General features: G+C 46.0%; 7 protein-coding genes. 5 read left to right on the top strand and 2 right to left on the bottom strand.

The genetic code is table 11. The features are described 5' to 3' along the window. Positions 1 to 282 precede the first annotated feature (282 nt). The 3 genes from FFM77_RS04455 to FFM77_RS04445 all read left to right on the top strand — a co-directional run bounded on the left by FFM77_RS04455 (position 283) and on the right by FFM77_RS04445 (position 5066). Positions 283 to 1767: an ABC transporter substrate-binding protein/permease gene (locus tag FFM77_RS04455; RefSeq protein WP_137634549.1), complete on the top strand. Its 1485-nt coding sequence runs from the start codon at positions 283 to 285 to the stop codon at positions 1765 to 1767. A 173-nt stretch (positions 1768 to 1940) separates the two neighbouring features. After that, a complete protein-coding gene (locus FFM77_RS04450; RefSeq protein WP_137634548.1) occupies positions 1941 to 3536 on the top strand; it encodes an HIRAN domain-containing protein in 1596 nt (531 codons plus the stop codon). A gap of 267 nt (positions 3537 to 3803) precedes the next feature. Beyond that, positions 3804 to 5066: a glycoside hydrolase family 5 protein gene (locus FFM77_RS04445; RefSeq protein ID WP_137634547.1), complete on the top strand. Its 1263-nt coding sequence runs from the start codon at positions 3804 to 3806 to the stop codon at positions 5064 to 5066. Positions 5067 to 5104: 38 nt separating this feature from the next. On the opposite strand, the gene FFM77_RS04440 is transcribed toward FFM77_RS04445, so the two are convergent. Then, positions 5105 to 5695 carry an NAD(P)H-dependent oxidoreductase gene (locus tag FFM77_RS04440; protein WP_137634546.1) on the bottom strand — a complete coding sequence of 197 codons (591 nt, stop codon included), beginning with the start codon at positions 5693 to 5695 and terminating at the stop codon, positions 5105 to 5107. A 90-nt stretch (positions 5696 to 5785) separates the two neighbouring features. Here FFM77_RS04440 and FFM77_RS04435 point away from each other — a divergent pair, with 90 nt between their 5' ends. Beyond that, positions 5786 to 6358 (top strand): Crp/Fnr family transcriptional regulator, encoded by a 573-nt coding sequence (locus tag FFM77_RS04435; RefSeq protein ID WP_137634545.1) that lies wholly within the window; start codon positions 5786 to 5788, stop codon positions 6356 to 6358. A 41-nt stretch (positions 6359 to 6399) separates the two neighbouring features. Here the strand turns inward: FFM77_RS04435 and FFM77_RS04430 are convergent, their stop codons facing one another. Beyond that, a complete protein-coding gene (locus FFM77_RS04430; RefSeq protein ID WP_137634544.1) occupies positions 6400 to 6855 on the bottom strand; it encodes an NUDIX hydrolase in 456 nt (151 codons plus the stop codon). A gap of 225 nt (positions 6856 to 7080) precedes the next feature. Between FFM77_RS04430 and FFM77_RS04425 the strand changes: the two genes are divergently transcribed. After that, positions 7081 to 8442 (top strand): amino acid permease, encoded by a 1362-nt coding sequence (locus tag FFM77_RS04425; protein WP_137634543.1) that lies wholly within the window; start codon positions 7081 to 7083, stop codon positions 8440 to 8442. Positions 8443 to 8539 lie beyond the last annotated feature (97 nt).

Here is an 8539-nt window from a genome sequence, read left to right as displayed (position 1 = left end):
CAGAATTGGCTCAGTGGTGTCGTTTGACTTAGTCGAGTGATTTTCTCGAGTTAGTCAAAGCCCGGCTTATGAGACCGTTTTGTGGCTCATAAACGCGGCCACCACGTTCCAGCCGATTTTGGCCCAACCAGAGTGGCAATTTAAACCAACTAGCACCAAACGTGTCTTTTATACATTTATTCAGCTAATTAATGTATAAAAATGTATTTTTAATGAATTATATTGTATTAATACTCATTTAAGCCTATACTGAGTTTACTTTTGTGACGGAGGAACGGTTGAATGAAGTTAAGCAAGTTGGGGCAATTCTGGTGGTTAGCGTTATTAAGTTGTTTAGTTATTTTGAGTTTGGGTGGTAACGCCCAAGCGGCAAGTGACCAGTCATTAGCGCAAGTGAAAGCGAAGGGTACTTTGGTGATGGGGACGTCACCGAACTATCCACCGTATGAATTTCAGATTAATGAGCATGGCAAGTCGAAAATCGTCGGGATGGACGTCGAGATCGGTAAGCGAATTGCCAAGGATCTTGGCGTTAAGCTAGTCGTTAAAAAGCTGTCGTTTGATTCATTATTACCGGCACTAACGACGGGTAAAGTCGATATGATTTTATCCGGGATGAGCCCGACCCCGGCCCGGCGAAAAAATGTGGACTTCACTAATATTTACTATACGGAAGGTGAAGCCATTCTCATCAATCGAACGGATCAGGCCAAGTATCAGACAAAAAAGTCATTGGCTGGTCAAAAGGTCGCCGCTGAAACCGGAACACTACAATATAACTTGATTAAGCAGCAGATGCCTGCCTCGAAGTTGACTGGGATGAGTAGTGCGGCCAACTTGATCTTGGCACTAAAGACGCATAAAGTTGCGGCGGTAGTCAAGGGGACCGCTTCGGCAACGGCATACGCGAAGAATGATCCGAGCTTAATGGCGATCGATGGTCATTTTAAGACGAGTAGTGCGCAAGCGGGTAACGCGATTGCACTTAAAAAAGGCTCAACGAGTTTAAAAGTGGCGATTAATCAGTCGCTGACTAAGATCAAAGCCCATCATTGGATTCAGAAACGTTATTTGAAAACGGCGGGGAAATACTTGAAGGTCAATACGGCGGATACGTCGATGTGGCATTATCGTGACTATTTCGCTAAAGGCGTTGAGTACACGCTATTGATCGCCATTGTCGGGATTATTGGTGGGAGTCTGTTAGGGATGTTGTTAGCGCTGCTACGGTTCAACGCGGTGCGGCCGTTACGCTGGTTAGCGACCGGTTACGTTGAGTTTGTCCGCGGTACACCGTTAATGGTCCAAATCATGTTTGTCTACTTTGGCATTGGGATGATTGTCGATGTCTCGGCATTAGTTGCTGGGATGATTGCGATTGTCTTAAATAGTGGGGCCTACTTGAGTGAAATTATTCGCGGTGGGATTCAAGCTGTCGACGCTGGTCAGACGGAAGCCGCGGAAAGTTTAGGCCTATCCAAAGGGGCAACGATGCGTTATGTGGTCTTACCACAGACGTTGAAAATCATCTGGCCATCATTGGGGAATCAGTTCATTAACTTAATTAAAGATACCTCCATGGTGTCGATTATCGGGGTTACCGAATTGATCTATCAATTGGGAATTGTTCAAGCGGATACGTATCGTGGTGTGGCACCGATTGGAATTGCCATGGTTATCTATTTTGTTATCTGTTGGATCTTGACGCGTTTATTACGGTATTACGAAAACCGTTTAAATCGTGGTCATGCCCGTCAGTTAAATTAAGCTTTAAAAGCACTGTCTAAGCCTAGTTGAGATTAACTGGTCTTGGACAGTGCTTTGTCGTGTAACCGGCTAATTATGGTTTGAATCAGATTTACTCGGCACTCATGATAAGGCTTTCACCTAGTTGCCGAAGTAAGCTATAATGAATTTAACAGTCAGAGGGGGCTTTTATCATGGAACTGCAAGTCGGAATGCTCGTTAAAGCGCAGAATCAGCAAACCTATCGCATTTTAGCGTTAGTTGATCATCAACAACAAGTTTTGGTTCAGGCCACAGCAGTTCCAGCTCAACCGGTGCTAATGATTGCCGTGACGGCGATTACGCAAATCGTGAGTGCCGATGGGGTGGTTGGGGTCGCAGGGGCCGATGTTCGGTTGAATGCCATTGCCTTAGCCGGTTGTCACTATGCCCCGCAGATTAAAACGACTTTGGCACAGTTACCGATTGGCGCGTGCGTCTTACTGCAACGCGAGGGTAATAATTCACATGATGCGAAAGCTGTGTCGGTATGGACGCAACAGCATGCGAAGTTGGGGTATTTACCACGAAGTCTAAATGATGTTTATGCGATCTTAATGGATCAGGGTCACTTGTTATACGGTGTTGTTGAAACGGTGTCCGTCGAACATCAGCAAGTCACAATAATCTTATTTGAAAGTGTCGCTGCCCAAGCCGGCGTGCCAGCGCTACGAGTCAGACAGCAGCTTGCTAAGACGACTGCGCCAAGTCTAGCGGCGGTGCCTAGTGATTTACTGATGACGCCATTAGGTCATTTAACGGTCAAAAGTAACGGTCGGCCAATTACGTATCAAGTGACGGCGCTAAACCCTTGGTTCACACCGGATGATAGCTGTTTTGTAACGAAGCGCTACTTTATTACGCCTAACTGGTCAGCCGTTCAAGATCAACAATTGGTGACTTGTGCTCCTAATGGTGCGGCCGACGTGGTCGATGCTTGGAATAATCCCACTGACCAGGCGGTGATTTTAACGAATCCGGATAGTTTTTACGTTGTCGGGATTAGTACGAAGACGATGACGGGGGATAACGATAATCTGCCGAGTGACCGCACTCAGGCCCAAGCGATTTATCGCGTTGGTAAGGTGGCTGACCATCAAGCGCTGGGATTTGTGGTGAGCTGGGTTTCGTATGGCGATCCGCATGCACAGATTGCATTGAATTTAGCGTTGGCGTATCCTGAAAAAGCCGCTCGTCTGCCGTATGTTGCACGGACGGCGCATCATCAACAAGCGACATTCAACCAAGCTGAATTAGCTGCTTTATTGGTGTCCGGCCTACCTAATCAACAATTAGGATTAGAATTGGAACCGAGTGTGACGCCCTTTACGATTGAAAAGTTGCGGACGACTTTAGGCGATGAGGTCTATCATAGCTTAGCCGGTTATCAACGCTATGTGCATCTAGCCGCAGGGAGTGCGGATGGCGTGGATCAAGCTCTATTACAAGCCTTGATTCATGCGACGTTATATCACGAAATTGCCAGTATGCGGTTTCATCTGCCCACACTGGGGATCGTGAATCAGCCGATCTATCCGTTTCAATTATTCAGTGACTACTTGAATAAAAACGATCCACAAGCCACAGCAATGTTAGCTTTTTATAATTTTGAAGCGGTCGAAGTTCAAGAAGTACCAGTGAAAGAGATTTCAGCGTTAGCAATTATTGATCAGCCGGAACATCCGCAACGGGTCTTGGCACCGGATGAACCAGATTGGTTACAAATCTTTATGAATCGTTGGCAGGATTGAGGTTTGTTAGATGATTGTTTTTAGCTGTGCATTAAAGTATGCGTAGTATTGGCATAAAAATTTTGAGTTTAGTTTAGCGCAGGTTGGGCTGGATGACGCTCAGTGGTGAAATTTTACTTGGCCGTTTTTTTCGGTCTAGTGAAAGCCCGGCTTGCGAGACCGTTCTTTGGCTCGCAAACGTGGCCCCACGTTCCAGCGTCAAATCCGGCCTAACCGGAGCGGCAAGTAACAGTGGGGGATTGAATTTTAAGAACGGGGTGGTTGTAAATGAAATGGCGAGCATTGGGACTCACATTAATTGCTGGACTGGCGATGAGCGGCTTATCTGCGCAAGCAGCAAGTCGGCCGAAGTCAGACTGGTTACATACTAAGGGTAATCGGATTGTCGATGCCCGGGGCAAGACCGTTCGAATTAGCGGGGTTAATTGGTTCGGCTATAATACCGGCACGAATACATTTGACGGTGTCTGGACGGCTAACTTGGATAAGACCGTCAAGTCAGTGGCTAACCATGGCTTTAACACGATTCGAGTGCCGTTTTCGGTCCAACTCTTAAAAGCTTGGTCGCAGAAGAAGTATCCGCAAGCTAATATTAATCTCAGTACGAACGCTGCTTTAAAAGGCAAGAATAGCTTGCAAATCTGGAGTCGGTTTTTAGCTGATTGCCAAAAAGACGGGTTAAAGGTGATTGTGGACATTCATAGTGCCAAGAGTGATCCGCAAGGTCAAAATGCACCGCTGTGGAAAGCAGGGCGCTATACGACCAAGGATTACTATGCAGCGTTGAGTTGGTTAGCCAAACGGTATAAGAAAAACGATACGATTATTGGCTACGACTTGAAGAATGAACCCCATGGGATGGTGACTGACAGCAGTTACGCCAAGTGGGACGGTTCCAAAGCAGCTAATAATTGGCGTTATATCGCTGCGAAAGCTGGGAATAAAGTTCTGAAAGCTAACCCGCATGCCCTCGTTTTTGTCGAAGGGGTGCAAGTGACACCAAAAAAGTGGGCGACCGGGTATAAGAAGTCGGCCCAATATAACTATGCGTTATGGGGAGCTAACTTACGGGGCGTTGCGAAATATCCGGTTAAGTTGAAGAAGCGCCAATTGGTCTATTCAATTCATGATTACGGTCCGAGTGTGGCGCCAGGTAGTAGCTGGGTTCAAGGTAACTTTACGTATAATTCACTAATGAAGAGCTATTGGCGGCCGAATTGGTATTATATCCATGCTAATAAAAAGGCTCCCTTATATCTTGGTGAATGGGGCGGTTATCTCAGTGGCTCTAACTTGAAGTGGATGAAAGCCGAACGTAAGTTGATCAAGACACACAAGTTGAACTTTACGTATTGGTGCTTGAATAATAATTCAGCGGATACAGGCGGTCTATTGAATAGTGATTGGACTAGTTGGAATTCGAAACTGTATCGGTTCGTGAAACCCGCATTATGGCAGTCCAAAAAAGGCCAATTTTATGGACTGGACGGTCAAGTTAAATTAGGAACATCTGGGTTACGGAAACCATAATATTAAGGCGACTGGAAATTTTCCAGCCGCCTTGTCACTTAAAGCTTAAATTGGTTGAGTAGTTGTGCGCGCTTGGCGGGGGACTTTTTCTCGACTTGCGCGAAATTATGCCACTTGAAGTGCCATAAACGGGTTTTTAAAAAGGTCCCACGGAATAACAATTTGGCGAGCGGAGCGCCAAAGATTAAACGATAAGCCCAATTAGGGGTACTCATCGTGGTGATGATCTCGATCTTAGGTTGCTTGACGAGTTTGGTTTGCATGTTGTCAGCCCGGTAGAGCTGGTCTTTGGCATAGACTTTGTCTAAAAAGCCCTTCGTCATCGCGGGCATGACTTCCCACCAAACTGGGAACATGAAGATGATTCGGTCGGCCGCTAATAAACGCTGCTGATAATCCGCGACTTGCGGATCAATGGTGCGACCCCGGCGCCAATTAGTTAAATCGGCCGCAGACATGACTGGATTAAAGCCATCTGCATGTAAGTCAATCAGATCAATTTGATTGTTTTCCGCGCGAAGTTGCGCTAAGACTGATTGCAGTAAGGCAGCTAGAAATGACCGGTGATGGGGCACATTATTGCCAGCAGTGGCCGTATAGGGATGATCAAAAATAATAACAGTTTTCATAAGTAAGACCTCGTTTTTTTAATTAATGTCGTTAGTATAGCGACTAGTCATGACGAGTGCCTTAACAATTGTTAAGTGGGAGGAATTTCGATGGAACTACCAGCATATCTTGGTCAGCAATTTCCTGAATTAAAGGCGCATTGGCCTCAATTAAAGTCGTTGTTTGTGCCGCAGCAAGTGCCAGCGGGGACGACGCTACTAAGTGAGGGACAAGTCGCCACGGAGATTTACATTGTGACGAGTGGGGCGTTGCGGTTATGGCATAACAGTGAACGTCAGGAGATTACCTTGCAATTCTTCTTTGAGAATCAACTGGTGTCTTCTTTTGAAAGTTTCTACCTCGACCAACCGAGTCGTTTTTCGATTGAAAGCTTTGAGCCGACCACTATTTTGGCACTATCGAAATCAGCCTTCACTCAGCTTCAGCAGCAATATCCAACGATTGAGCCGGCCATTACGCGTTTTATCTGCGAGCGATTTATTAGTTATCGCAACGTCTTTTTAGATCAATTGGCATTGTCGCCCGTTGAACGCTACCAAAAGCTGCAGGCTGATGAGCCAGATATTTTGGAGCGGGTACCGCTACAATTAGTGGCATCATATCTAGGGATTACCCCAGTCTCGTTAAGTCGGATTCGGCGGCGTTTGAAACCAGAAGTCTAAAAAAATCGCGTTCCCAGCAGTTAAATGGGAACGCGATTTTTTTAATTTGTCGTAAACTTTTGCGCCGCCGTTAACATATCAGCGGTCTGCTGGTTCATCAATGGGGGTAATTGATCAAAGTCAAAGTAGTCTAATTGCAAAGTTTCATCAGTGGCTGCCCCTAATAACTGGCCGCCGACTGCTCGGACTAAGTAGAGCATGCTAATGGTCTGGGTAACATCGCCGTTCGGATAGGTGGTCTCACCGCGGTCAAAGATTTGAATCGGTGCCACGATGTCGACTTTTAAGCCGCTATCTTCTTCGTATTCGCGAACACAAGCTTGGGCGTAAGTCTCGCCATATTCGAGATAGCCACCCGGAAGACTCCAATTATGGGTGTCCGTACGCAAGTTCAGGAGCACTTGATGCTGGTCGTTAAGCAGAATACCAGCCGCAGTATTTAAAATCAATGGTTTATGGCCGACGAGGGCGCGGATTTCTTGGATGTAATTTGCCATGTCATCACGACTTTCGTTTTAGGATACCTTTAGTATAACCGAAAGCGATGGTCGACGTTGGTTGATTAAATTTTACTAAGAACGCTGAATGCGGATGAGGACTGGATTCTGACCGCCTCGTCGTTAATTAGTCAAGTTGCGTATCAGCAAAATTTTAGTTAAGATGGAAGCTATGTGTTGTTGATTATCGCAACTTGTTCTTTACAAATGAAAAGAGAGAAAGTTATGCAGAGAAAATTAAGTACGGGCCAGATGCAAATGATTGCACTGGGCGGCACGATTGGGGTCGGTCTCTTTATGGGGGCTGGTTCCACCATTAAGTGGACGGGGCCGTCAGTGTTGATCGCATATCTGGTTTCGGGAGCGTTTCTTTACTTGATCATGCGAGCCCTGGGTGAAATGCTATACGTTGATCCCAATACGGGGTCGTTTGCCAAGTTCGCTTCTGAGTACATTCATCCGGTTTTTGGCTATCTAACGGCTTGGAGTAACGTCTTCCAATTCGTGGTCGTGGGGATGAGTGAAATGATTGCGCTGGGTGGCTATTGTCGGTTTTGGTGGCCGAATCTGCCGGACTGGGTACCAGGATTAATTGCCATTATCTTCTTATGTGTGGCGAATCTGATCTCGGTCAAGATGTTCGGGACATTAGAGACTTGGTTCTCCCTGATTAAAGTGGTGACGATTATTTTGATGATTATTGTCGGCTTAGGCTTGATTTTATTCGGTTTTGGGAACCATGGTCACGCCATCGGGATTAGTAATCTATGGCGCCACGGTTTCTTTACCGGCGGGGTCAAAGGGTTTGTCTTCGCCTTGTCGATCGTGTTGGCATCCTATCAAGGGATTGAGCTGATTGGGGTCACTGCCGGTGAAGCGGAAAATCCGCAGAGTACGTTAGTTAAAGCGATCCGTTCAACGGTTGCGCGGATTTTAATCTTTTATGTCGGGGCAATCTTTGTCATCGTCAGTATCTACCCTTGGGATCAGTTAAATCAGATTGGGTCACCGTTCGTCCAAACGTTTGCCAAGATTGGGATTACCGCGGCTGCGTCAATTATCAATTTTGTGGTGATTACTGCGTCGCTTTCCGGAGCCAATTCCGGGATCTATAGCGCTAGTCGGATGACGTATACATTGGCTGAAAATCATCAATTACCGCATAAGATGACGCTTTTGAATCGTCATGGCGTGCCGTTTTACGCCGTGATTTCGATTTCAGCGGGGATCTTGATCGGGATTATCTTGAACGTGGTGTTACCGATGTTCTTTAAGGATGCGAGTGAGATTTTCGTGATGGTTTACAGTTCCAGTGTATTGCCAGGAATGGTGCCGTGGATCGTGATTTTGATCAGCCAGATTGAATTTCGGCGTCAGAATGCCGATAAAATGGCCGATCATCCGTTCAAGATGCCACTGTCACCATATTCAAACTATGCCACCTTAGCCTTTTTAGCGTTAACGTTGATTTTTATGTTTATTAATCCAGAAACGCGTTACTCGATTTTAGTGGGGGTCGTTTTCTTAGCGATTATGACGATTATTTATTTCCGCAAGTATCATCAACGAGCAGATACGGAAGCGTAGTTCAAAAGTGTTCATCCAAATGGGTGAGCACTTTTTATTTTCCCTTGAAATGCGGTAAACTAAGTAACATTAATGTGCAGAAATGAGGTGGCCTAAC

This window comes from Lactiplantibacillus songbeiensis (genome assembly GCF_005405125.1).
In the GTDB taxonomy this organism is placed as follows: Bacteria; Bacillota; Bacilli; order Lactobacillales; family Lactobacillaceae; genus Lactiplantibacillus; species Lactiplantibacillus songbeiensis.
This window is presented reverse-complemented; position numbering and strand designations above follow the sequence as displayed.

What these genes read in the sequence shown, in the direction of transcription:
- FFM77_RS04425 (WP_137634543.1), top strand. Translation starts at nt 7,081, where the DNA reads ATGCAGAGAAAATTAAGTACGGGCCAGATGCAAATGATTGCACTGGGC.
- FFM77_RS04450 (WP_137634548.1), top strand. Translation starts at nt 1,941, where the DNA reads ATGGAACTGCAAGTCGGAATGCTCGTTAAAGCGCAGAATCAGCAAACC.
- FFM77_RS04430 (WP_137634544.1), bottom strand. Translation starts at nt 6,855, where the DNA reads ATGGCAAATTACATCCAAGAAATCCGCGCCCTCGTCGGCCATAAACCA.
- FFM77_RS04445 (WP_137634547.1), top strand. Translation starts at nt 3,804, where the DNA reads ATGAAATGGCGAGCATTGGGACTCACATTAATTGCTGGACTGGCGATG.
- FFM77_RS04440 (WP_137634546.1), bottom strand. Translation starts at nt 5,695, where the DNA reads ATGAAAACTGTTATTATTTTTGATCATCCCTATACGGCCACTGCTGGC.
- FFM77_RS04435 (WP_137634545.1), top strand. Translation starts at nt 5,786, where the DNA reads ATGGAACTACCAGCATATCTTGGTCAGCAATTTCCTGAATTAAAGGCG.
- FFM77_RS04455 (WP_137634549.1), top strand. Translation starts at nt 283, where the DNA reads ATGAAGTTAAGCAAGTTGGGGCAATTCTGGTGGTTAGCGTTATTAAGT.